This window comes from Fictibacillus sp. b24 (genome assembly GCF_030348825.1).
Lineage (GTDB): Bacteria > Bacillota > Bacilli > Bacillales > Fictibacillaceae > Fictibacillus.
In genome coordinates, this window is the sequence record NZ_JAUCES010000005.1 from 500,902 (window position 1) to 525,263 (window position 24,362).

Below are 24,362 nucleotides of genomic sequence, written 5' to 3' on the forward strand. Positions count from 1 at the left end.
TGATAACAAATTGATGGTAGTGATGATGTATGTGTATATCTACAGAGAATACTTCTTACTTCTAAATAGAAAATTAACAAAACACCACACTATTATATATTTCTTTTACATATAAATCTATCAAATGAAAATATTACAAGTATTGTATTTCTTTAGAACTAGACTTAAATTGCCCATTATTAATCTTAATATATTTAAGAGAAGAATTATCAACCGATATAAAGTATTAGAGTATATAATTTTATTTCGACAAATTTTATGTTACAAACTTAAAAAATTCCAAAATTTATAAAAGAATGGTAGACTTTAATGTTGAAATCTGTTTTAATATTAATGTTAGTTTAACAGCTTTTTACATTATTTCGACAAAACATATGATTAAAAATAGTTATTTATTCATTGGATATTATGTTAATAAAATATTATGGGGGTTGTGCATATAATGAAAATCTGTACGATGGGTCTTGGGTATATAGGTCTTCCTACGTCTGCTATGTTTGCTAAATACGGAGCTGAGGTTGTAGGTGTTGATCTGTACCCTGAAGTTGTAGATAAATTAAATCAAGGTGAGATTCACATTGAAGAGCCTGGCCTTGGAGAAGTAGTTAAAAATGTAGTAGAGAACGGTAAATTTAGAGCATCACTTCTTCCGGAAGAAGCAGATGTATTTATTATCGCGGTTCCAACGCCAAACCTTAATGATGAGCACAAATCATGTGACTTAACATATGTATTAACGGCTACTCAATCTGTTTTGCCATTAGTAAAGAAAGGCAACGTCATTATTATTGAATCTACGATTGCCCCTCGTAGCATGGATGACCATGTTAAGCCTTTGGTTGAAGAAGCTGGGTTTAAAGTGGGAGAAGATATTTTCCTCGTTCACTGCCCAGAGCGCGTACTTCCAGGACAAATCATGCATGAACTTGTTCACAACAACCGTATTGTTGGTGGAGTTACAAACGCTTGTGCGCAAGCGGGAGCAGAAGTTTATAGCCTATTTGTAGAAGGGGAAATTATCAAAACAGATGCAAAAACGGCTGAAATGTCTAAACTAATGGAGAATACATTCCGTGATGTAAACATTGCACTTGCTAATGAACTAGCTAAAGTATGTAACTCTTTAGATATAAACGTTCTTGATGTAATTGAAATGGCTAATAAGCATCCGCGTGTTAACTTGCATTCACCTGGTCCAGGAGTTGGAGGACATTGTCTAGCGGTTGATCCATACTTTGTTGTAGCAAAAGCACCTGAACTTGCAAATATCATTAAGTTATCACGTGACACAAACGTCTCAATGCCTCAATATGTGGTAGATAGCGTAAGAATGATGTTAAAAGAAGTTTCAAAACCTAAGGTAGCTGCATTCGGTGTTACTTACAAAGGTAATGTTGACGATATGCGTGAAAGCCCAGCAATGGATGTTATCAACTTATTATCTGATGAATTTGAAGTGGCAATTCATGATCCACATGTTTACTCTGAATATTATGATTTTGTAAGTGCTGAAGTTGCAGCTTCAGGAGCTGATTTGATTTTAGTCCTTACAGATCATGATGAGTTTAAAACACTAGATTATGACAGACTTGCTTCACTTATGCGCACACCTAAAGTATTTGACACTCGAAACTGTATTGCGGGTACATTCGACAAGGCGGAAATGATTAATTTCGGTAGCCTTTATAAACAGAAAGAGGAAAAAGTGGCATTAGTATGAAATCAGCTTTAATTATTTTGAAAGAACATCTTCAAAATAAATATCTAATATCAAGACTATCTCTTTATGATTTGAAGAATACGTACTCAGCAACTATGCTGGGTAATATATGGGTTATTTTAAATCCTCTCATTCAAATCTTTGTGTATTGGTTAGTCTTTGGTTTAGGAATTAGAGGTGGAGCGCCGGTTAACGGCGTTCCTTACTTTATTTGGTTAATAAGTGGAATTATTCCTTGGTTTTTTATTAGCAAAGCTATAACTAATGGATCGAATTCTATTTATTCCAAATTAAATACTGTTTCTAAGATGAACTTTCCTTTAAGTATTGTTCCCACATATACAGTTACAGCTCAGTTATACAATCATCTTATTTTGCTGATGCTGCTTATTTTAACGGTAATTGCTTCAATAGGACTTGTTTCGTTAAACCTGTTCTTGGTTTTTTATTTTACGGTAGCGGCAATTTTTTTACTGGTAGCTATAGCTTTAATTACATCTACGCTTTCTACTTTAGTTCGTGATGTAAATATATTAATTCAGTCTATTGTACGAATGCTTTTTTACTTAACTCCAATAATTTGGGTCCCAAATCTCAGTGAACTTCCTTACTTTTTTAAAGTTATGTTCTACTTGAATCCCTTTTATTATCTTGTAAACGGTTATCGGGAACTTCTCTTATTTGGAGATACTGATACTATTATTAGCTACAACACATTATATTATTGGAATGTAGTGTTGGTCCTATTCTTTATTGGTGCTTTTTTACATGTGAAGTTTAGAAAACAATTCGTCGATAGTCTGTAAAGGTGATACACATGAATACAACAGTCAAGTTTGATGGTGTAACCAAAAAATTTAAAAAGTATCATAAGTCATCAGAACGCTTTAAGGACTTAGTCACCTGGAAAGAAACAGGTGACTATCATTATGCACTTAGAGACGTTTCTTTTAGTGTTCAAAAAGGTGAAATTGTAGGGGTTATTGGATTAAATGGTGCAGGAAAAAGTACGCTATCTAATTTGATTTCTGGAGTTACCATCCCGACACAAGGAAAAGTTCAAATAAACGGACAGGCTTCCTTAATTGCTATTTCTTCGGGACTTAATGGTCAATTAACCGGTTTAGAAAATATTGAACTAAAAGGCTTAATGCTTGGTTTAACAAAGGAACAGATTAAGGATATCGTTCCCTATGTTATTGAATTTGCTGAGATCGGTGATTTTATTGATCAGCCCGTAAAAACATATTCGAGTGGAATGAAAGCCCGATTAGGATTTGCTATTTCTATTAATATTGATCCTGATATTTTAGTGATAGATGAAGCATTATCTGTTGGAGATTCTACTTTTACAAACAAATGTTTAAAAAAGATAAATGAGTTTAAGGATAGCGGGAAAACGATTTTCTTTATCAGTCATTCTGCCAGTCAGATTAAGAAATTTTGTGATAAAGCATTATGGCTTCATTACGGTACGGTAAGAGAATACGGAGAAGTAAATGAAGTTGTAGGTAATTATGTTAAGTTTCTAAAAACCTATAATGCACTTTCAACATCTGAACGTAAAGAGTATAAAAAAGAAGAACTTGATAAAATTGAAAAAAGTGCAACCGCAGAAAACAAACCAAGAATGAGAAGAAAGCAAAAAGAAAGAAAAAAGAGAGATATCAAGCAGCTTGTTGGTATCGGTTTCTTATTATCTGCTTTAGTACTGAACGCTTTTTTGACAATTTCCCATCCTTCTATTGATAAGGTCAAAGCCATGGTAATGGAAAATTCTCTGTTTAAGAGCAAAGAAAGTACAGACGTTGTTAAAGAAAAAAAGAAACCTAAACCTTCTGAAAACACAAAAAAACCAGCTGAACCTGAATTAAAGGTTGCTGTTATCAATAAAGATTTTATCAACATTCGAAATAAGGCTAGCCTAGACAGCACGATTGTTGGCCAGGGGATTTTTGGTGATGTCTATCCAATTAAGCAATCGATTGAAGACACGGATGAAGACATGACTTGGCTGCAGCTCGATATACCGGGTGAATCTGAATCATGGGTAAGTTCTTCGGTTGCAGAAACCATTGATAGTAAAGATATTCCGACTCTCGAGGACCTTTCGACTTTTGAAACGTATTTGACCGAGCGTAATCTGCCAGTAGGCCATAGTGAAGTTTCTTCTTTATTCAATGACTCTTTTGATCGGTCAAAGATTGTGAATGTTATTCAGAATGAAGCTGAACTAAATAATGCAACGGTTATTACCACTTCTGATGCTATGTTGATTGTGAAATCGGACCAACTGACTGAATTGTTGCTAACAAATGTATACACGAGTGCTGAACCTTTTATACCGCTGTTTAGTTCAACTAAGATAACAAAAGATGTAGAAGACCTTTACTTTGCAAAAACAGACACTTTGATGATTAAGATGAATGTTGATTCTAGAGATAATTCAGTAACATCATTCTCTTTTAGCAAAAGAAAGAATAAATAAAAAGGGGAATTCACTAAGAATGGCTACAAAACTAAAAGTTATGACAATCTTTGGAACAAGACCTGAAGCGATTAAGATGGCACCACTTGTTCTAGAACTTGAAAAACATGAAGAAGTTGAATCCATTGTTACCGTAACAGCGCAGCACCGTGAGATGTTGGATCAGGTACTTGAAATCTTTGGGATTACACCTGACCATGATCTGAACATTATGAAGGATCGTCAGACGCTTATCGAAGTAACAAGCCGAGCACTTGAAGGTCTGGATCGCGTTATGAAAGAAGTGAAGCCGGACATCGTGTTGGTTCATGGTGATACAACGACAACATTTGTTGCGAGCTTGGCTGCTTTTTATAACCAAATCGCTGTAGGGCACGTTGAAGCGGGACTTCGTACGTGGAACAAATATTCTCCGTATCCAGAAGAGATGAACCGCCAGTTAACGGGTGTAATGGCAGATCTTCATTTCGCGCCGACAGACATTGCAGCACGAAACCTGCTTGATGAGAAAAAGTCTGGAGATCATATCTTTGTAACAGGGAATACAGCGATCGATGCGCTGAAAACGACGGTTGCTGAAGAATATCACCATGAAGTTCTTGAAAAGCTAGGTGATGACCGTCTGATCCTTCTAACGGCTCACCGCCGTGAAAACCTAGGTGAACCGATGCGTAACATGTTCCGTGCGATCAAGCGTTTAGTGGAAGAGCATGATGACATTCAAGTGGTATACCCTGTTCACTTAAATCCTGTTGTTAGAGAAACAGCAGATGAGATTTTAGCGAACGACCCTAGAATTCATCTGATCGAGCCACTTGGTGTCGTAGATTTCCATAACTTTGCTTCTCGCGCTCATATCATCCTGACAGACAGTGGCGGTGTACAAGAAGAAGCTCCTTCATTAGGTGTGCCAGTATTGGTTCTTCGTGATACAACAGAGCGTCCAGAAGGTATCCAAGCTGGAACTTTGAAGCTAGCAGGAACAGAAGAAGAAGATATCTACTCATTAGCGAAAGAATTGTTAACGGATGAAGAAGAGTACGCAAGAATGTCCCAAGCGTCCAACCCTTATGGTGATGGGGAAGCATCTCGCCGTATTGTTGAAGCGATCCTCTATCATTTCGAGAAGAATAGTGAACGTCCAGAAAGTTTTTATGTGAACGTATAATAAGCAGGGGCTGACTTCAATTAAGAGGTTAGCCCCTCTTTTTGGTATAATTGTCCTATATGTGCCTAATTGTAAATTTTTTATTACAAAACAGGTTGTAAAATTCTGATAATTTTGTATAATGGAAGTAATCGAATATGGACGGGAAGAGACCATGAGAAGAAACCCAATTTGTAATCCTTTCTTTTGAAAGGGTTTACATTGGTGTTTCTTCTCTTTTTTCTTTGCCGAAAATCGATCATAAACTTATAGGGGGTTGAACAATGAAAAGGTCTTTATCGATTTTTACTTCTTTAATTTTAATGATGAGTATACTCTTGCTCACGGCATGTGCAGGGGACCAAGATTCTGGAGATGGCGGTGGTAAAGGAAAGATTACGTTTTATTCTCCAGAAACACCTGATATGACTAAAGAACTGGGGCAAAAATTCGAAGAGCTGCATGGCGGCTCTGTTAACGTGCAATACGCGGGTACGAACGTACTTGTGAACCGTATGATGGCGGAAAAAGACAATCCACAGGGTGACGTTTGGTACGGAGGCGGAGGAATCCTTCCGTTTGAAGCAGCTGTCGACAAAGGCATTATCGGAAAATACATTCCTGACTTTGCAAAAGATTGGGATACGGTAGAAAACGGAATTAAAGTGAAGCATCAAGACGGCAAGTATGTAGGTGTTGAAGTATTCGTACTCGGTTTTGCTTATAACACGGACCTAGTAAAACCAGAAGAAGCACCAAAGACTTGGGATGATCTTCTTGATCCAAAATGGAAAGGCAAAATTCAGTTCTCCAACCCAGCGGCATCTGGTACGGCAACGCTTATGGTATTGAACCAAATGATGCAGCGCGGTGAGGCAGAAGGTTGGGACTACTTTAAAAAGCTAGTAGACCAAGCAAACTCTATGCCGGATTCAGGCTCAGCTCCAACAAAAGCCGTGTCTATGGGTGAAGCACACATCGGTGTTGGATTTGACTTCATGGCATACGAGCAAAAAGCAAAAGGGGAAAGCGTAGATTTCGTTGTGCCTGATAAGACGCCAATCCTTGTTAACCCGGTTTCAATCGTTGAAGGCGGACCAAACCCTGAAGGCGGAAAGAAGCTGATCGATTTCTTGCTCTCTAAAGAAGGACAACAGATTTTAGCGAACTGGTACCATATCCCGATCAATCCAGATGTGGAATCCAAGACTCCTCTTACACTTGATAAAGTAAAATCTCATGCTGTCGATCTTGATATTGATTGGGTAAATGAGAACTACGACCGCGTAAGAAACGAGTGGAAAGAGAAATTTCAGTAATACACATTAGGGGTGGTAGAGAATGGGTTCAGTTAAAGTTTCACAACTAACAAAAGAGTTTTCTGGTGTTCATGCCTTGAAAAATGTAAACCTGGATATCCAAGAGGGCGAGTTCTTCGCTCTTCTTGGCCCGTCAGGCTGCGGCAAAACAACAACCATGAGATGTATCGCGGGCTTTGAACAGCCAACTTCAGGAACCATTCAAATCGGAGAGGCAAAAGTCAACCATATTCCTCCGAACAAAAGAAACTGTGGGATGGTGTTCCAAAGCTATGCGCTTTTTCCGCATATGAACGTATTTGAAAATGTCGCCTACAGCTTGAACATTAAACAATTAAATTCAAGCAATATCGCGGCAAAACTGCCTATCTACTTAAGGCTTCTCAATAGAAAACTAGGAAGATATCCGAAACCGATCGAGCAAAAGGTAATGGAAATCCTTGAATATGTTGAACTGGATAAGCACGCAACTCGACTCACAAGTGAACTGTCTGGCGGTCAGCAGCAGCGTGTGGCACTGGCAAGAGCGCTTGTCATGGAACCAGCTGTACTTTTAATGGATGAACCATTATCGAACTTGGATCAAAAGCTGCGTCACTCGATGCGTAACACGATCCGCCGCATCCAGCAAGATCTCGGGATTACAACGATTTTTGTAACACATGATCAAGAAGAAGCGATGAGTATGGCAGATCGAGTAGCCGTTATGGATAGCGGGGAAGTGAAGCAGATCGGAACACCGATTGAGCTCTACAGCAGGCCATCTACACCATTCATTGCGAATTTTGTCGGTACGTCAAACGTGTTAAAAGGAACGGTTGTTGGTCAGGAAAATGGCTATTCTGTCGTAAAAGGACACGGCTTTCTTATCAAATCGACAAATCATGTCGAGCAAAAAGAAGTAAACGTCATCGTGCGTCCTGAAAACATTAAAGCGTTCAAACCAGGAACGATTAGCTCTGACGAGTTAACCAACATTATTGAAGGAACGGTGCACGTTTCGACATACCTTGGTTCAATTGTTCGGTACGACATCAAAGTAGAAGAATACCAGCTGGTGGTGGATACAACGTTTGTTCCAGGTGAGGCGATCCTGACAGAAGGAGAGAGGGTGCAGTTAACAATTGATCCTGAAAGGGTGTTGTTAATATGAAGAACCGTCTCAGTTCTTTCAACGGACTTACCCTAGTAAAAATTTTAATTTATGCCTTTTTCGGTGTTTTCCTGCTGCTGCCGCTCGTTTCGGTATTCTTAGTTAGCTTCACAGGTCAGCCTATCAATTTGCTGGGGTCCATTACTGATCCAAATATCTTAAACTCTACTATTGAAAAGTTCAGTTCAGCGTCATTTGATAACTATGAAAAGATTTTTACGAACAAAACGTACTTTTCAGCGGTTCAAAATAGCTTAGAGCTCGCGATTTTAGTTTCTCTAATCGTTATCGTAATGTGTATTCCCATTGCTTATGGAATTGCGCGCACGACGATGCCTTTTAAAAAGACGATCGCAGCATTATGTACAATACCACTCATCGTTCCAACATTTATCTCGGCATACGCCATCATTATCATGTTTGGCCGCGCGGGCTGGGTGACGTATATCTACAATTCACTTGGCGGGGAAGGAATGCTGCTCAATCCTTACTCGATGGCCGGGATCGTGCTTGTACAGGTGTTCTTCTTTTTCCCGTATGCACTCTGGCCAATGGTGGCAGCGTTTAAAGTGAGTGACATCTCACTTGAGGAAGCTTCACTGAACCTAGGTGCAAGGAACTGGTTCACGTTCATTTTTGTCACGTTTTCGCTCGCGATTCCCGGTGTGATTTCGAGTGCGCTTCTTATCTTCACCGTCTCGTTCTCAGACTTTGGAACACCGATTATCCTAGCGCCAAAAGATCTGAACTTGCTGGTTGTTGAAGCGTACCGTGAAATTGCGGGATTCTTCAACTGGGGTGGAGCGGCAATTCTGACCGTCATCATGGTACTTGTCGCAGCATTCTTCTTCTGGCTGCAGCACCTTTTTACAAAAGGAAAGAACTATGGCTCTGTTTCTGGGAAACCGAAACAGCAGAAGCTCAATGATTCTAAAGGGTTAACGCGTACGCTATCGGTTTACTCGCTCGTACTTGTGATCATCCCTGTGCTTGCCATGTTATCCATAGTCCTGCAATCTCTTGCGACAACATGGGGAAAGAATCCGCTTCCGAACGGATATACACTATCACACTATCAAACCATTTTCACGAGTTCGATGGGCAACATTCAAAACTCCATCGTCCTTGCACTTGGAGCATTAATTCTAAGCGTCATCATCGCGACCTTTGTTTCGTATTTCGTAGTAAGGCAGAACTCGTCCAAGCTTGATTTTATGACGTCTATTCCGCTTGTTGTGCCAGGTATCGCGTTTGGTATCGCGCTCATTCAAACGTTTAACACGGCACCGCTTCATCTTACGGGAACGGCGCTTCTATTAATCGTCGCTTACACGATCAGAAGACTTCCGTACATGGTGCGTTCGACAATGGGTACGATGCGTGCGATTAAACAGGACATTGAAGAGGCAGCGGTTAACCTAGGTGCAACACCGTTAACAGCGGCGATTACAATCATCGGACCATTAATGCTGCCTGGAATTGCAGCTGGATCCATTCTTGTTTTTATCACCGTTATTAAAGAAACGAGTATATCTATATTATTAGCACCAGCAGACTGGGCACCGATGAGTTTAGCGATTTTCCAGAACATTTTGCGCGGTGAATATTACACAGCAGCGGCCATGTCGGTCGTTCTCGTAATCATCGTTTTAATTCTGCAAGCCATAGCAAACCGCATTTCGAAAAATCAACTATAAGATGGATGGTGGAGGAAGAACATTGACTAGAGGGTTTATTTTTGATTTGGATGGAACGGTGTATTTAGATGAAGAGATGATTGAGGGAGCGGCAGAAGCGATTGCCGCCCTCAAACAGCGGGGAGATAAGGTCGTTTTTTTAACAAACAAATCCATATCCACCCGCATGGACTATGTACAAAAACTTAGAAAACTAGGCATTGAAGTCGAGTTGGATGAAGTGATCAACTCCAACTTCATTACTGCAAAATTTTTAAAAGAAGCACTAGAATCTGGTGAAGCTGCACTCGTGATAGGGGAGCAGCCACTTATTGAAGAACTGGCCGATGAAGGGATCCCGATGACGTATGACGCCAAACAAGCAAAATTCGTTGTACTCGGCTGGGACCGCCAGTTCAGCTATGAAAAAATCAATCTCGCTTTTCAAGCATGGCTAAACAAAGCGACCATTATCGCGACAAACCCTGACCGAACATGTCCTGTACTAGGAGGAGAAATCCCGGACTGCGGTGCCATGATTGGTGCACTAGAAGGAGTAACGGGTCAGCGCATTGAGTCCATTACAGGAAAACCTTCCAAATGGATGGCTGAGTATGTCGTTTCGCAAGTTCTGAAACTACATCCTTCTCAATGCTACATGGTCGGTGACCGGCTGGAGACCGATATACGCATGGGAATCGAGAATGGTCTGCAATCTGTACTCGTTATGACAGGTGTAACGAATAAAGAAATGTTAACAAAATCTTTATACAAGCCGTCCTATGTTCTTGATAGTATTAAAGAGGTAGTAAATCTATAGATCAAACTTCCACATACGTGGATCGCCAGACGACACGGCTAGCGCTCCAGCTTCAAGCGCTAACAGGATATCCTCTTTTTCTTGAATGAGACCACCGACGATTAGAGGAAGCTTGAGCTGGCGCGACAGCTGGTCAATGACTTTTGGCATTAAGCCAGGCAGCACTTCTACCGCATCTGGCTTACACGAACTGACCATTTCAATCCCTTTTTGAATGGCAGCACGATCAATTAAGAAAATTCGTTGAATGGTAATTAATCCTTCTTCTTTCGCATATTTAATCATGTTTATTTTTGTTGTGATAATGCCAGTTGGTTTCCACACGTCAGCAATGTATTTAACAGCACTTCTAGAATTGGACAGGCCCTCCATAAAGTCCAGATGAATGAAAATATACATACCTGCTTCACGCAATTGATTGATATAGTTTTCAACTGTCGAGATGTCCCCTGTTAAAAGAAAAGCGATGTTAGCTGAACTTTTAATCGCCTTATCAATATCTTTCTGATCCTTAATCGAAGCGATAATCTGTGATTCTACCATATTAACAAGTTCCATTTCTGTTCCCACCCCGTTAGTTATTTTTTGAATATTTATACGATTTCTCTATGAAAAGTTTACCATATGTTAGCAGAAATGCACGGTACTGATGACTTATTTAGATTCTTTTAAGGAGGTGAAGTAGGTCTTTATGCTCATTTTTTCACAAACTATTATTTCAGGAGGGTGTTTAATAACGTGAAAACTCATTCATTGCGTCATCTAGTTGTAACGTCTGCCTTAGCACTAAGTCTTGTGGTTCCACAAGTATCAAGTCCGGTAAAAGCGAATGACACAGTTATCGTAAACGAATCTTTTGATGGTATAAGTAACGGAGCTCTTCCAAATGGCTGGAAAGTGGTTGAAGGAGATGGAAAGGTGCAGGATGGAAAGCTTGTGTTGAATTCACCCGCAACCGGTAAACCTGCACGAGTAGTGGTACCTTTAGCAGATGATAACAATGGGAACTACGTGTTTGAAGCGGATATGACTTTTGTCTCAGCGGTAGAAAATACACGGTGGGCATCTATCATGTATCGTGTGCAAAAAGAGAACTATCCGTATTATCAGTTTGCGGTTAGACGCGGAACGACTGCGCTAAACGGACTGGAATTTGCGGAACGTACCGAAAAGAACGCCTGGAATGTTACCGAAACCAACTTTTATAGGGAGGACTTTCAGTACAATAAAAGTTATCGTCTGAAAGTAATTGCGAGCAAAAATCGTGTGCAGCAGTTTGTTAATGGAGAACTAGTAGTAGACACGGCTGGAGCATCAAAATGGCTGGATGGCGATATCGGATTCCAAGCAGCAGGAGCAACAGTTCAATACGATAATGTGAAACTGACTTCATTTAGCGGTGATTTGCCGCCGGTTCCGAGTTCAGGCGTACTTCTGCCAGATGAAGCCCCAACAAATATGATCAACGCACCGACTTTAATTGAAGGATCTGCCGTTGCGACTTACAATGATCAGACCGGATCCGCTTTATTAAAAGTCGAGTCTAGAGATGGGACTTTGTACGGAAACGATAAATTGTTAAAAGACCAGTTGAATAACCTTAAAACAAAAAAGATTCCAGTTTTACATATTGAACAGACTGGAATAGAAGAAGCAGTAGTTGCCGCTTTAAATGAGACGTCTACAACGGATGTTCAGGTCGTTTCAAGCGACACGAACATTATTAGAGCGATTAAAGAGATAAATCCGAAGATTCGCGGTGGACATGTTTATGATAAAAGTGCACTAAACAAGCATGACCTGCAGCAGATCGTGGAAGACGTTCACGAAAGTGGAAGTAAGATGGTGATGATTCCGCTTAAGAACCTAACGGCGGATAACGTTTATTACCTGCATAACCGAATGGTTTCGGTTTGGGGTGTTGGCGGTGAGACGATGGCCGATACACATGAACTGCTTCATCTAGGTGTGGATGGTATTGTAACGAACCAGCCAGCTTATGCCGTTACCGCTTTTAGTCAGTATCCTGAAAGAACCATTATTCAGCGTCCGATCGTTGCTGCTCACCGCGGTGTTCCATCACTTGCTCCTGAGAACACGATGGTTGGCTACCGCATGGCCTACGATCTAGGTGCTGATCAGATTGAAACAGATGTGCAGATCACGAAGGACGGACATTTGGTTATCATGCATGATAACACAGTTGATCGAACGACGAACGGCACAGGAGCGGTTGACCAGTTAACGTTGGAAGAGGTCCGAGCTTTGGATGCAGGGATTTATAAGGGAGAAGAATTTGCAGGTGAAAAAGTACCAACTTTTAAAGAATTCTTACAAGAGTTTAAAGGCAAAGATGTCGTGCTTTTAGTTGAACTAAAAGACCACGGGATCGAACAGCAAGTAATCGATGAAATCAAGAGTGAAGGCATGATGGATCAAGTTTCTATGCAGAGCTTTTATCTCGACAGCATGCAGCTGATGAACGAGATTGCGCCTGAGTTGCCGATTGGGTATCTGTTTTCAGCTGCTGAGCCAAAAACGTTAGATGCAAAACTAAAGAACGCCAAAAAGATGGTGGACTATGGAACAAGGAATGATGTGACGCTGAATGCCAGCTATGGAACGGTATATGCAGAGTTCATTAAGTACATGCGTCAGCGCGGTCAGATGAGTATGCACTGGACGTTCCGAGCAGAAGCACCGTTTGTGGACAAGCTGAAGCAAGGATTGATCGGGCCGATTACAGACTACACACAATGGCTAACAGCGTCACCGATTCAGCTGGAAACGCCTTTAAAGAAACTTAACCTGAATGTAGGAAAGACACACACGGTAAATGCGAAGGCGAAAGTGAGTTATCGCGTGGATCAGCGTGAAAATGTTGAGACTGAGCTGTTTGTTGCTAATGATAACGGTGTTGTGCGTGTTAATGGAAACACAATTGAAGCTGTTGCACCAGGTAAAGCACAAGTTTTTGTTAAACATACGTTTGAAATGTTGGGTGAAGAGTGGAATTTGGTCTCTGAGCCGATCGAAGTGACAGTAAAATAGCTTAATAGTGAGGAGCTGGCCCTCTTGGTGGGGTTTCCAGCTCTTTTTTATAGATAATAACACGAAATGTTCAAATGAAATTTACGATCCTCTACCTTTTCGTGAGTTGATAATTTGTGGATGAAGATAACAGAGTGGTATAAGAGTGAATGGTGTAGCATCAAGAGAAAGTACAGGTTGTTTAAACATTTGTTTAATATGCTTGGCGAAAAGTGGAATTAATGAACTATATACCTACAAAATGTGTAAAAATATGTTAAAATAAAACAAATACTTTAATTTTACCGTATAAAGGTTGGGACATAAGATGAATAAATATTTATATCCAATTTTCATTGTTCTAATATCCATTTTCGTAGGTATTATTTTAGTCTGGAGTTTAAAAAGTAATATTATTCTTACTGCCTCGCATGTAACTTTAATCCTTTTGATAGCCATTCTCGGGCTCAGCTTTTCGTTTGATAAGTTAATGTTAGGGAAATTGTTTTCAATTGAGAAAAAACTTAATGAAGTAGAGTCACAAAATGAAGATATTACGGAGCAGCAAAATGAAATACAAAAAGAAAATATTAAATTTAAAGAAGAAATGTTTTCTTTAATGTTTAATTCTTTAAATCAAGTATCCAATCAAAAGAATAATCAAAGTCAGGTTGTAAATGTTTTACCTTCAAGTTTAAAAGAAGAATATGAAGACGAGGTAACAGAGCTGCAAATCGATGAAAAAACACAAGATGATGGTAGTGATCAGAGTCATCATACGACAAGTTCTGAACCGTTAAATGAATCGGGAAATACTGATGGCTCAAAAATTCATACAACTATGTTATTAAAAGACTCAGAAATATTTGCAATAAATTATGTGGCCTCTAATATGGGTTTATCATCTTCTGATATTGTACCCTATATCAGTATGAGTTTTTCAGATCACTTGATTAAAGGGAGAAAGAGACGTTTTTCTGGATTCCTGGATACTTCCAATATCCATTATTTCTTTGAAGTTCTACATGGACCATTTCGCCGTGAACGTATAGATCGGATATATAATATGGTTGCTGATATTAAAGGGTATTCAGAGATAAATAGAATTCCTACTAAGTTAATTTTAATATTGGTAAACCACCCAGATGAAAAGTTTAATAAAAATGCAGATTTGGAATATGCAAAGGAAAAATATATTAGCCATATTACCCCAGCTATAGAAAATAATTTGATAAGCATTGAAACCTGTGAAATCGATTATGAAAAGGAAATGGATTCAAAACACGTTGAAGTTGCAGCTACAAAGGCAGAAAATCAAATATGAAATTTTAAAAGAGCAACCGAAATTTAAGTTGCTCTTTTTTATATCTACTATTTCAGTTCGTTCTCGCAAAGAAACCCAACTAACCTTTTCATAAACTGAGTTCCTATCAAAAATACCTTTAACTATTTCACTTTGTCATATAGCGAACAGGGTATTGAGTAAACTGTTCTCTCCACACTTCAATAGTCTTTGGTAATTGAGCAGCAAACTTTTTATTGTTCGTATAATAGATGACTTCTTCCCCATCTTTTATGGCAGCGGCATAAATAAAGCCGTTTTTCTCATCTGTGATGATAATGGCCTCCATGATGGAGTAAAGTCCACGAACCCCGCCGTTTACTACTTTGGCACCCCAGCCATCATGATCTTTAATGCCTTCTCCAACCATTTGCATATTGTCTACAAAAACGTGATAGTTATCACCAGTCAACTTTTGAAGCTGGTCATCGGCTTTCTTCGATATGATTTGAACATCAGATAACGTTTTAGGTTCAGGTTCTACATGGCCTTTAACAAACTCTCCTTCAAAGGTCGTACCATTGCCTCCATATCCTAGGCAGGAATCTGTTTGAGTGATAACAATTTTATCCCCTTTGTTAGAGAATGTAAGGACACAGCTTTCTCCACCTGTTGCACTGTTATCAGAATAAGTGGCTGTAGTTGCTTCAACATTAGCGTTACCCTCAATTATACCGATATTTCCCCCGTCAGCTACGTTCAGTGTAAAACCAAACGTTTTGTCAGAAACATTCTTGATCTCAAGTGAACCGCCATTAAATTTACCGACGCGGGTCCATGGGCCGTCCCATTCAATAGTTGAAGAGTTGGAATCAGGTATAACATCTGTTTCTTGTTCACCTGGTTCTTCTTGCTCAACTGGTTCTTCTTGTTCAGGTGTTTTTTCCGGTTCAGGTTCTTCCTCAGGCTGCTTCGAGTCTTGTTCTTCAGTAGTGGTGGTGTCTTTTGTGTTAGCTGTCTCAGATTTTGCTGGCTTGACTGTATCCTTTTGGCTGCAAGCAGACAAAAGGATAATGAGGATAAGGATAAAGAAAGAAAAACGTTTTGTCTTCAATATGGTGCCCCCTAGTGAACTTACTTTTTATATGTAAATACTTTCAAAATATAGTATACTTTATTTTCCAAATTATAGAAGGGGTCAATGTTACTAAAATTCCTACGTAATATTGAGAATGCTTCAAACACAAAAAACTCAAATGATCTTCATCACCTGAGTTCATTTTATCTCTTTTTTAATCATTTACTACCTTACCAAATGGCTCAAGGGGTAGTTCTGAATGCTTTTTACGAGTAAATCAAAGGTAACCGGGTGTAACGGCGAGCACCCTGCGCGAAACGAGGCTCGATGCGGGCATAATTTAGGCTCAACTGCGCGCATTTCAACTCAACTGCGCGAGAACCATGAACTCGTGCGCGAATGTGTAATAAATATAAGAACACGTACCGTAAAATATAAAATACCTCTAAATTAAAAAGCCCCCTTCATAAAGGGGACTACAATCATATAACTTTCTTAACCATTCACGACCTTACCACCATTAATATGAATCATCTGACCGGACACATAAGACGAATCTTCGCTCGCCAAGTACACATACGCAGGCGCAAGCTCTTCTGGCTGTCCTGGTCGGCCCATCGGTGTATCTTTACCGAACTGCTCCACCTTATCAGCTGTAAACGTTGACGGGATGAGTGGTGTCCAGATTGGGCCTGGTGCGACTCCATTTACACGGATACCTTTCTTCACAAGGTTATTTGACAACGATCTTGTGAACGACACGATTGCACCTTTCGTTGAAGCATAATCGATTAACTCCGGATGACCTTGATACGCTGTGATCGAAGCTGTATTGATAATCGTGCTTCCTTGCTTCAAATGAGGAAGAGCAGCTTTCGTCAGATGGAACATTCCAAATATATTTGTGCGGAAGGTCTTCTCGAGCTGCTGAGCTGTTATATCCTCTAAGTTTTGTTGAGGATGCTGTTCGGCGGCATTGTTCACCAATACGTCCAGTCCACCGAAAGAACCGACTACATCTCGAACCGCCTGATCACAGAATGATTCGTCACCGATATCTCCGCGGATCAGCAAGCACTGCACGCCTTCTTCTTCCACTTGTCTTTTCGTTTCCTCTGCGTCCTGAGACTCTTCTAAATAAACAATCGCGACATTTGCACCTTCTTTGGCATAAGCGATTGCGACCGCTTTACCAATTCCACTGTCTCCACCAGTAATTAACGTTGATTTTCCTTTTAATTTTCCGCTTCCCTTATAGGCGGAACTTTCGGATTGTGGCTTTGGTGTCATTTCAGATTCAACACCAGGTTGTTGGTTTTGATGCTGAGCGGGTTGACCAGTTGGATGATTTTGATTAGACATGTATGCAAGCACTCCTTTTATGTTTTTTTTCTTCTAAAACTACCTTTCCCAACTCACAACTGAATAAACATTTCCGCTGTAAATTCGTAAAATCTCGTCGAACATCACAAAAGTAAAACAGTTGATTTGTTCTTTTTAAAGAACTATACTAATTGGTATTACTATGACAAATCGAAATATAGAAGCTATCTGGTGTTTCTTTTAAAGAACACCCCTTTTTTAGTATAATTGTTCTTTATTAAGAACCGGTGATCCCTTCTTATCGTTAACAATGAAGGAGCTCGGTCATATTGTGGGTTAGTGTACAAACTAACCTTAGACGCTTGTCGTCGCTAGTATGATGTGAGGGTGGGTTAGATGCCCAGTATGATTTTCGGAAGAATTGCATATGAATTGTAAAAGAGAAGTGAAGATTCAATAAACAGGGAACGTAAAGAGAAGGGGGTACGATATAATTAGAAGAGCAAAGTGAAATTCGATAAAAAGGAGTTCACCACATGAAAGTTAAAAAGGCGATTATTCCTGCAGCAGGATTAGGTACACGATTCTTGCCAGCCACAAAAGCGATGCCGAAAGAAATGCTTCCGATTGTAGACAAACCGACGATCCAATATATCGTGGAAGAAGCAGTTCGCTCTGGCATAGAAGATATTATCATCGTAACGGGTAAAGGTAAGAGGGCGATTGAAGATCATTTTGATTATTCTTATGAATTGGAACAAAACCTCTTTCAAAAAGGAAAGCTTGGTCTTTTAGAAGAAGTACAGAAACCTTCCAAACTCGCAGACATCCATTATATTCGCCAAAAAGAACCAAAGGGATTAGGGCATGCGATTTGGTGTGCGCGAAAGTTCATCGGCAACGAACCGTTTGCTGTCCTGCTTGGTGATGATATTGTTCAATCAGATACACCTTGTTTAGCACAGCTGATCCAGCAGTACAACGAGCATAAATCATCCATTATTGGGGTCCAGCAAGTGCCAGAGAACCAAGTTTCGCGATATGGAATTATTGATGGGAAACAGCTAAACGATCGGTTGTATGGTATCAATCACCTTGTTGAAAAGCCAAAGCAACAGGAGTCGCCGTCAAATGTTGCCATCATGGGCCGCTATGTCCTTACGCCTCAAATATTTGAGATCTTGGAGAAGCAACACCCTGGTGCAGGAGGCGAGATTCAACTCACAGACGCAATTGCCTCTCTCAACCGAACAGAAAACGTGTATGCCTATGATTTTGAAGGCACTCGATATGACGTCGGAGAAAAGTTGGGTTTTATACAAACCACCCTTGATTTTGCTCTTCAACGAGATGATCTTAAATACGACTTGCTGAATTACTTAACAGAGATTGTAAATGCAGCAAAAGCTAATGTACGTGCCAAGTAAAAACAACCGTTTTACGCCTAGTGGGCTGTAAGGCGGTTTTTTATGCATATAAAAAGGAGGAATAATGGATGGTCGTTTTGGTTACAGGTGGAGCGGGCTATATCGGAAGTCATACGTGTGTTGAACTGTTAAATGCAGGTTACCAAGTCGTTGTGGTCGACAACCTTTCGAACAGCAATCGTGATGTTTTGGAACAAATACAGCTGATTACAGGTAAAATTCTTACTTTTTATGAAGCTGACCTACTTGAGAAAGGACAGCTAGAAGCCATCTTTTCTAATCATGAAATTGAAGCCGTTGCTCATTTTGCCGGCTTTAAAGCAGTAGGCGAGTCTGTAGAAATGCCTCTTCGCTATTATATAAATAACTTAATCTCCACTTTGAATCTTTGTGAAATAATGGATAAGTATCATGTTTATAACTTGGTGTTCAGTTCTTCTGCAACTGTTTATGGCGACCCCGATCAGGTACCAATCACAGAAGATTTTCCTTTGCGGGCGACGAACCCTTACGGACAAACGAAGTTGATGACCGAACAGATTCTTCAAGATCTTTCAGCAGCAAACCCCATGTGGAGTATCGCTTTATTGCGCTATTTTAACCCGATTGGTGCTCACGAGAGCGGTCTGATTGGAGAAGATCCAAAAGGTATTCCAAACAACTTACTACCTTATATTTCTCAAGTGGCTAGCGGGCAGCTGCCTCATCTTTCAATCTTTGGATCGGACTATGAAACACATGACGGGACAGGGGTACGAGACTACATTCATGTGGTAGATTTGGCAATTGGACATGTAAGTGCATTGAAATATCTAAGTCAGTCATCAGGGGTAGAAACTTTCAATTTAGGGACAGGTATAGGTCATAGTGTGCTTGAAATGGTGCATGCTTTTGAACAGGCAACAGGGCAGCGGATTGTGTACCACGTTCAAGAGCGACGGGCAGGGGATGTGGCTGTATGTTTTGCTGATCCTTCAAAAGCCAATCGAATATTAAAGTGGGCAGCAAAAAGAAGTGTATTTGAAATGTGTCGAGATGCATGGAAGTGGCAAACGCACTCACGCACTCTAAAGAACGGGTAAAAAATCACATACTTATTAAGTAATGCGGCACCTCTTTTTTTTACTCAAGATGTTCTTAATTAAGAACTTTAACACCTCATATAATTAACATTCTTAAAACATAAGGTAGTAGAAACATTCCCTTTTAATGAAAGGCGTGGTTACATGATTAGGTTGAGTAAGGGCGGGTATGTGTGCCATTTAAATGGCCACCGTATCAAAGTGGTATACAAAGGAAACAATGTCTGCGAACTGTACCTGGAAGACGAACTTCAAGGAACAGCTCCATTTGATTATGTAAAAAAGAAATTAGGTCAGTTTGAAAAATCGTGGAACACCTCACAAATAAAAAACTATGAATTTAAAGAGTTTTTATCTGAATTTGATCAGTCGATATAAATGGGTGGCTTCCCGTGAGGAGTCATCTTTTTTTAATTTTTTTCTTCTTTATGGCTCTTTTTCACTTTCTCCAAACACTTATAGATGAGTCAATTAAAGGGAGGAAGAAAAAATTGAGAGCAGGGAACATTTATCAGTTTAAGCATTTGAGTAAATTTAAAAGTGTAGGAGAGTTTAACCAGCAGAAAGACAGGTTTCTTCAGCAACATCCCGATCTTTTTACCCAATCGGAGTACATTGCGTTTGAAGTGTTAAGTCAGTACAGTGTGGTGGTGCCAGGGGTGGCGAATGCGAAGATTGCAACACTTGTTTCCGCATGTGCCCAAAAGCAAGGAGGAGTATCCAGGGCTTCTTTTACAAGAATGCTGCGAAAAGCGAAAACAGCAGGTTTTCTTAAGATGCATAAAACGTATCGATCCAACGGAGGGTTCGCTCATAATGTATTTGTTTTTCACCCGATTGATGTAGCGAGTGAAACACAAATGACGTATCGAGGCAGCGACAAAATCCCTTCAGAGAGTAAGGAGGAAGTCACAAAATCATCACCGGAATCTTTGAATCTCTTTCTAAATCTAGAAAATAAAGATCTAAACATACGTCAGGAAGAGAACGTTACTATCACAGCTCAATCTTCTTTAACGACTCCTCAATTTCAAGACCTGGATTACACGTTTGTTCCTGATAACGTTCCACAATCATTTACTCAGTCAGTCAGACCATTCTTTGATCGAGCAGAAGAGATCTATACGTTTTGGTACAAAGCACTAATTGCATATAAAAAGTTTAACTTTCGAACACCGATTGAGCAACTGACTTCTACAGTGATTGAAGTGTTCAAAACATCCGTTTTCCACTATAAAAAACGCAAAATTAAAACGAGTTTTACGCAATACTTCTATGGAACCGTAAGTGGTATGTTCAGTGCCGAAAAGAGGAGAGAGCAAGCAGCGTATCAAACAATACCTCGCTATAATTGGTTAGAGGAATAAAAAAGACTGGCTCAAAAAAAACTTTGAACCAGTCTGGTAACCATAAGTATTATCTACCTACATCAACAATACGGCCTTCAACCACAGGGTTAACATTCACTAACTCTGCAACATAATCACGAAGGTTTTCCCAGTCAGATGCACCAAGATCTGTAACGCGTCCTTGCTCATAAGCGTTTTTGAAGACTGTGAATCCGTCTCCGCCTTTAGCTGTAAACGCGTTTGTTGCAATTACATATTCTTGAGCAGGATTAATAGCTGTAAATGTTCCATCAGCGTTCTTAACATCCATTGAAAGAACACGGTTGCCAGCAGCGTTTCTGCTGTCATACGTAAACTTCATGCCAGATACATGAAGAAAGCCGCCATTTTCACCAGGAGCTTGGCTTACACTGTGTTCAAGTGCTTCCTTAATTTCTGCACCAGTTAACTTCATTGTTGCAAGCGTGTTTCCAAAAGGAAGAGTCGTTAGTACATCACCGTACGTGATCTCACCTTGGTCAATGGTTGCACGAATTCCGCCACCGTTTTGGAAGGCCATAACTACATTTGGATTATAGTCTTTTGCTTTATCAAGCATACCGTCAGTAATTAAGTTGCCGATTGGTAGTTCATGAGCTCTTACACTGATAGGACTAGTACTCAATCGCGGAGCTTCTAGCGCATTTTCAGCAAAACCACCAGTTGGCATGTTTTTAATTTCATTAATCTTATTTGAGTACTTTTTCAAAAGTTCAGCGGCTTCAGGATCTTCTGATTTTGACTTAATTTCAATCAACTTTCCAGATTGAGAAATAACTTTACCTTTTTTATCGAATTGAACATCTAACGTTCCTAAGTATTCACTATATTGATAGGCTTGTACGATAACCGTAGAGTCCTTTTGTTCACCATTTTCATCTGCTGAAACGACAACAGGAGCATTCAATTGTGTATGGCTGTGACCCCCAACAATGACATCAATGCCATCTACATACTTTGCTAGTTCTAGGTCGTTATCGTACTGTGGATTGTCATCGAAACCAAGGTGTGTAATCGCAACAATTTTATTTACGTCACGCTCTTCTAATTCTTTTACAGCTTTTTGCGCTTCTTCAATATAATTTTGGAATTCTACAGCTTCTGGACTAGAGATATCAGCCGTTTCCTCTGTTGTTAATCCAATAAAACCAACCTTTTCACCGTTCACTCTCTTAATAACGGAAGGGTAGATCTTGCTGTCTTTTGGATTGCTTGCATATTGTTCTTTATATAAAGGGCTTAATTTTTCATCTTTAGAAAAATCAACGTTCGTGCTTACAAAAGGAAAATCAGCATTCTTAACAAAGTCGGCTAATGCTTGGTGACCTTCAGGACTTGAACCAAGATCAAACTCGTGGTTTCCGAATGTCATTAAGTCGTAATCTAATAGATTCATAAATTCAAGATCAGCTTGTCCTTTAAATTCGTTAAAATAAAGGCTGCCGGAGAATACATCGCCAGCATCCAGAAGCAATGCATCTGGTTTAGCTGCTCGCACTTCTTTGATAGCGGTTACACGCTTTGCCACGTTATCTAGACGAGCATGTGTGTCGTTAATGTGCATTAGTGATAAATTAAAGTTTGGATCTTTTTTCTTTGTTTCCTTTGGTGCTGCAAAAGATGTTACAGCTACCTGAGAAGAAATTAACCCTACTGCAAGAGTGGAAGCTAGTAATCTTTTAAACGTTTGATTCATTGACATACTATTACAACCCCTTTATTCAACTTTTTTCACACGTCCTAACTATAGCATTGAGGCGAAAAGATGCTAGTCGAATTCTGTCGAAAATCGTAAAGAACTTTTAAAACTTAAGTAAATGGTAAGAAGGAACTAAAGTGCTAAGGTAATTTACTGCAAAACAAAAAGCCTGCACATTGCGTGAGGCTTTTTGTTACTTCCATTTCTTCATTTTGTCTTTTAGATAATCCCTGACTTCCTCAGCTTCTGAACGATCCATGCTTTGGAAATCGACATCATGTTTTACGATAAAGAAACTGTCTTGCGGTTTTTTCTTGCCATATGTAAGTTCATATCCATTATCTACATTGCACACCATTTTAAAAGGGGAGCGATAGAAAGGCTGCATATCGAGCGGCCCGTTTACAATATTTTCGAACACTTGTAGATCATTATCAATTGATACAATGGCTGGACGTTTAGAGGGTTCAACCATAAGTACAGAAATCGTAGACAATGAAATACCTCCTTTTTATCCTACTTTTATCATAGTATCATAGGCTTGGAAAAATGGTAAGGGGTGTAAAATGAAGAGTTTTGTCGAAAGATTCAAAAAACGTGAATTTTTTTAACAAAGTAAAAACGATCATGTTAAACCTTATTTTCATAAGCGGAATGTCTACGAAATATAATTCTAGAAAAGTATATGAAAAAAACCAACTCTTTGCAAGAGTTGGTTCCATTTACCTATTATTCTAAGTTTTCTTTTAATAGATTTTGAACGCGTGTTCTTTCTTCGTCATCTACAATGCCATAGTAGATGCCGCCGATCATCTTGCCTGAACTCTTGATTTCTGTTGATTCGATCTGTTTTCTCGCATTCTTATAATTTTTTTGAATATCTTTCATCTCATCAAACGTCATGTTTGTTTTTACGTTTTCTCCTAAAATTGACAAGATGTTGTCGAATTTCGTGATAGAAGAGACGCGTGCTCCTTTATCAATGATTGATGCAATTACTTGACGTTGACGATCGTTACGCCCGAGATCACCTTTTGGATCTTCGTATCGCATACGTGAATAGGACAACGCTTCTTTTCCGTTTAATTCCTGAACACCTACAGGGAAAGAGTTACCTTCGTACTCAAATGCCCGAGGGTTGTTAACTTCAACTCCGCCAACGGCATCTACGATATCACGGAAAGATTCCATGTTTACTTTTACGTAATAGTCAATGGGTGTATCCAAGAAGTTCTCTACTGTATCTAGTGCCATCTGCGTTCCGCCAAATGCATAAGCGTGGTTAATTTTATCTTCATATCCCTTACCGATAATCTCAGTTCGTGTATCACGTGGGATGCTGAACATGAACAGTTTTTCAGTATTCGGGTTAACTGATGCAACAATCATCGTATCTGAACGTCCTTTGTCACCTTTACGCTCATCCACTCCTAGTAGAAGAACAGAGAAAGGCTTTAGATTTTCCCCTTGTACAACTGGTTTAGGCGTATCCATTTTTACATCTTCTTGCATGTCATTTACCGCTGTTTTGGTTTTGTCATACAAGTAATACCCATATCCTCCTATGCTGAGTGCCGCTACTCCGACTATTATCCCAATTATGAGAAGTATTTTCTTCATTTTCTTCGCTACTTTCTTTATAAATTCATACCACATTAAGGAGTATATCATGGGTTTTGAAACTTGAATATTCTAATTAAACTTTTAAATTACAAATTCATGACATTATG

Annotated in this window: 20 protein-coding genes; 14 read left to right on the top strand and 6 right to left on the bottom strand. The window is 39.6% G+C overall.

Translation table 11 applies throughout. The annotated features are described in order from the left end of the window. Window positions 1-442 precede the first annotated feature (442 nt). From QUF49_RS02670 to QUF49_RS02705, 8 genes are all read left to right on the top strand, one after another. The gene (locus QUF49_RS02670) at window positions 443-1,720 is read left to right on the top strand and encodes a nucleotide sugar dehydrogenase (RefSeq protein WP_289494202.1); all 1,278 of its coding nucleotides are present in this window, start codon (window positions 443-445) and stop codon (window positions 1,718-1,720) included. After that, entirely contained in the window at window positions 1,717-2,526 is an 810-nt protein-coding gene (locus QUF49_RS02675; RefSeq protein ID WP_289494203.1) for an ABC transporter permease, read from the top strand. Before QUF49_RS02670 ends, QUF49_RS02675 begins: the two co-directional genes overlap by 4 nt. 11 nt (window positions 2,527-2,537) lie before the next feature. Further along, on the top strand, window positions 2,538-4,208 hold the full coding sequence (tagH, locus tag QUF49_RS02680; RefSeq protein ID WP_289494204.1) for a teichoic acids export ABC transporter ATP-binding subunit TagH: 1,671 nt from the start codon (window positions 2,538-2,540) through the stop codon (window positions 4,206-4,208). 19 nt (window positions 4,209-4,227) lie between these two features. Beyond that, the gene (gene wecB, locus QUF49_RS02685; protein ID WP_289494205.1) at window positions 4,228-5,376 is read left to right on the top strand and encodes a non-hydrolyzing UDP-N-acetylglucosamine 2-epimerase; all 1,149 of its coding nucleotides are present in this window, start codon (window positions 4,228-4,230) and stop codon (window positions 5,374-5,376) included. 263 nt (window positions 5,377-5,639) lie between these two features. Further along, window positions 5,640-6,674, top strand: a complete 1,035-nt coding sequence (locus QUF49_RS02690; protein ID WP_289494206.1) for an ABC transporter substrate-binding protein — start codon at window positions 5,640-5,642, stop codon at window positions 6,672-6,674. A 22-nt stretch (window positions 6,675-6,696) separates the two neighbouring features. Then, on the top strand, window positions 6,697-7,827 hold the full coding sequence (locus QUF49_RS02695; protein WP_289494207.1) for an ABC transporter ATP-binding protein: 1,131 nt from the start codon (window positions 6,697-6,699) through the stop codon (window positions 7,825-7,827). Then, a complete protein-coding gene (locus QUF49_RS02700) occupies window positions 7,824-9,524 on the top strand; it encodes an ABC transporter permease (RefSeq protein WP_289494208.1) in 1,701 nt (566 codons plus the stop codon). Before QUF49_RS02695 ends, QUF49_RS02700 begins: the two co-directional genes overlap by 4 nt. Window positions 9,525-9,546: 22 nt before the next feature. Continuing rightward, window positions 9,547-10,323 (top strand): HAD-IIA family hydrolase, encoded by a 777-nt coding sequence (locus QUF49_RS02705; RefSeq protein WP_289494209.1) that lies wholly within the window; start codon window positions 9,547-9,549, stop codon window positions 10,321-10,323. Here QUF49_RS02705 and QUF49_RS02710 read toward each other — a convergent pair. Beyond that, the gene (locus tag QUF49_RS02710) at window positions 10,318-10,881 is read right to left on the bottom strand and encodes a glycerol-3-phosphate responsive antiterminator (protein ID WP_289494210.1); all 564 of its coding nucleotides are present in this window, start codon (window positions 10,879-10,881) and stop codon (window positions 10,318-10,320) included. The genes QUF49_RS02705 and QUF49_RS02710 overlap by 6 nt on opposite strands. Window positions 10,882-11,061: 180 nt before the next feature. On the opposite strand from QUF49_RS02710, the gene QUF49_RS02715 reads away from it, so the two are divergent. Both QUF49_RS02715 and QUF49_RS02720 read left to right on the top strand, forming a co-directional pair. Then, window positions 11,062-13,374: a glycerophosphodiester phosphodiesterase family protein gene (locus QUF49_RS02715; RefSeq protein WP_289494211.1), complete on the top strand. Its 2,313-nt coding sequence runs from the start codon at window positions 11,062-11,064 to the stop codon at window positions 13,372-13,374. A gap of 307 nt (window positions 13,375-13,681) precedes the next feature. Further along, window positions 13,682-14,677: a hypothetical protein gene (locus tag QUF49_RS02720; RefSeq protein WP_289494212.1), complete on the top strand. Its 996-nt coding sequence runs from the start codon at window positions 13,682-13,684 to the stop codon at window positions 14,675-14,677. Window positions 14,678-14,804: 127 nt separating this feature from the next. Here QUF49_RS02720 and QUF49_RS02725 read toward each other — a convergent pair whose 3' ends face one another. Both QUF49_RS02725 and QUF49_RS02730 read right to left on the bottom strand, forming a co-directional pair. After that, entirely contained in the window at window positions 14,805-15,749 is a 945-nt protein-coding gene (locus QUF49_RS02725; protein ID WP_289494213.1) for a hypothetical protein, read from the bottom strand. Between the two features lie 459 nt (window positions 15,750-16,208). Further along, window positions 16,209-17,075, bottom strand: a complete 867-nt coding sequence (locus tag QUF49_RS02730) for an SDR family oxidoreductase (protein ID WP_289494214.1) — start codon at window positions 17,073-17,075, stop codon at window positions 16,209-16,211. Window positions 17,076-17,572: 497 nt separating this feature from the next. Here QUF49_RS02730 and galU point away from each other — a divergent pair, with 497 nt between their 5' ends. From galU to QUF49_RS02750, 4 genes are all read left to right on the top strand, one after another. Further along, window positions 17,573-18,463, top strand: coding sequence for a UTP--glucose-1-phosphate uridylyltransferase GalU (gene galU / locus QUF49_RS02735; protein ID WP_289494215.1), 891 nt, complete (start codon window positions 17,573-17,575; stop codon window positions 18,461-18,463). Window positions 18,464-18,531: 68 nt separating this feature from the next. Further along, window positions 18,532-19,545, top strand: coding sequence for a UDP-glucose 4-epimerase GalE (galE, locus tag QUF49_RS02740; protein WP_289494216.1), 1,014 nt, complete (start codon window positions 18,532-18,534; stop codon window positions 19,543-19,545). Window positions 19,546-19,689: 144 nt separating this feature from the next. Then, window positions 19,690-19,923: a hypothetical protein gene (locus QUF49_RS02745; RefSeq protein ID WP_289494217.1), complete on the top strand. Its 234-nt coding sequence runs from the start codon at window positions 19,690-19,692 to the stop codon at window positions 19,921-19,923. Window positions 19,924-20,036: 113 nt separating this feature from the next. After that, the gene (locus QUF49_RS02750; protein WP_289494218.1) at window positions 20,037-20,912 is read left to right on the top strand and encodes a hypothetical protein; all 876 of its coding nucleotides are present in this window, start codon (window positions 20,037-20,039) and stop codon (window positions 20,910-20,912) included. Window positions 20,913-20,961: 49 nt separating this feature from the next. Here QUF49_RS02750 and QUF49_RS02755 read toward each other — a convergent pair whose 3' ends face one another. From QUF49_RS02755 to QUF49_RS02765, 3 genes are all read right to left on the bottom strand, one after another. Then, window positions 20,962-22,635, bottom strand: coding sequence for a bifunctional metallophosphatase/5'-nucleotidase (locus tag QUF49_RS02755; protein WP_289494219.1), 1,674 nt, complete (start codon window positions 22,633-22,635; stop codon window positions 20,962-20,964). 190 nt (window positions 22,636-22,825) lie between these two features. Beyond that, a complete protein-coding gene (locus tag QUF49_RS02760; protein ID WP_289494220.1) occupies window positions 22,826-23,128 on the bottom strand; it encodes a hypothetical protein in 303 nt (100 codons plus the stop codon). A gap of 233 nt (window positions 23,129-23,361) precedes the next feature. Continuing rightward, window positions 23,362-24,303: an LCP family protein gene (locus QUF49_RS02765; RefSeq protein ID WP_289494221.1), complete on the bottom strand. Its 942-nt coding sequence runs from the start codon at window positions 24,301-24,303 to the stop codon at window positions 23,362-23,364. Window positions 24,304-24,362 lie beyond the last annotated feature (59 nt).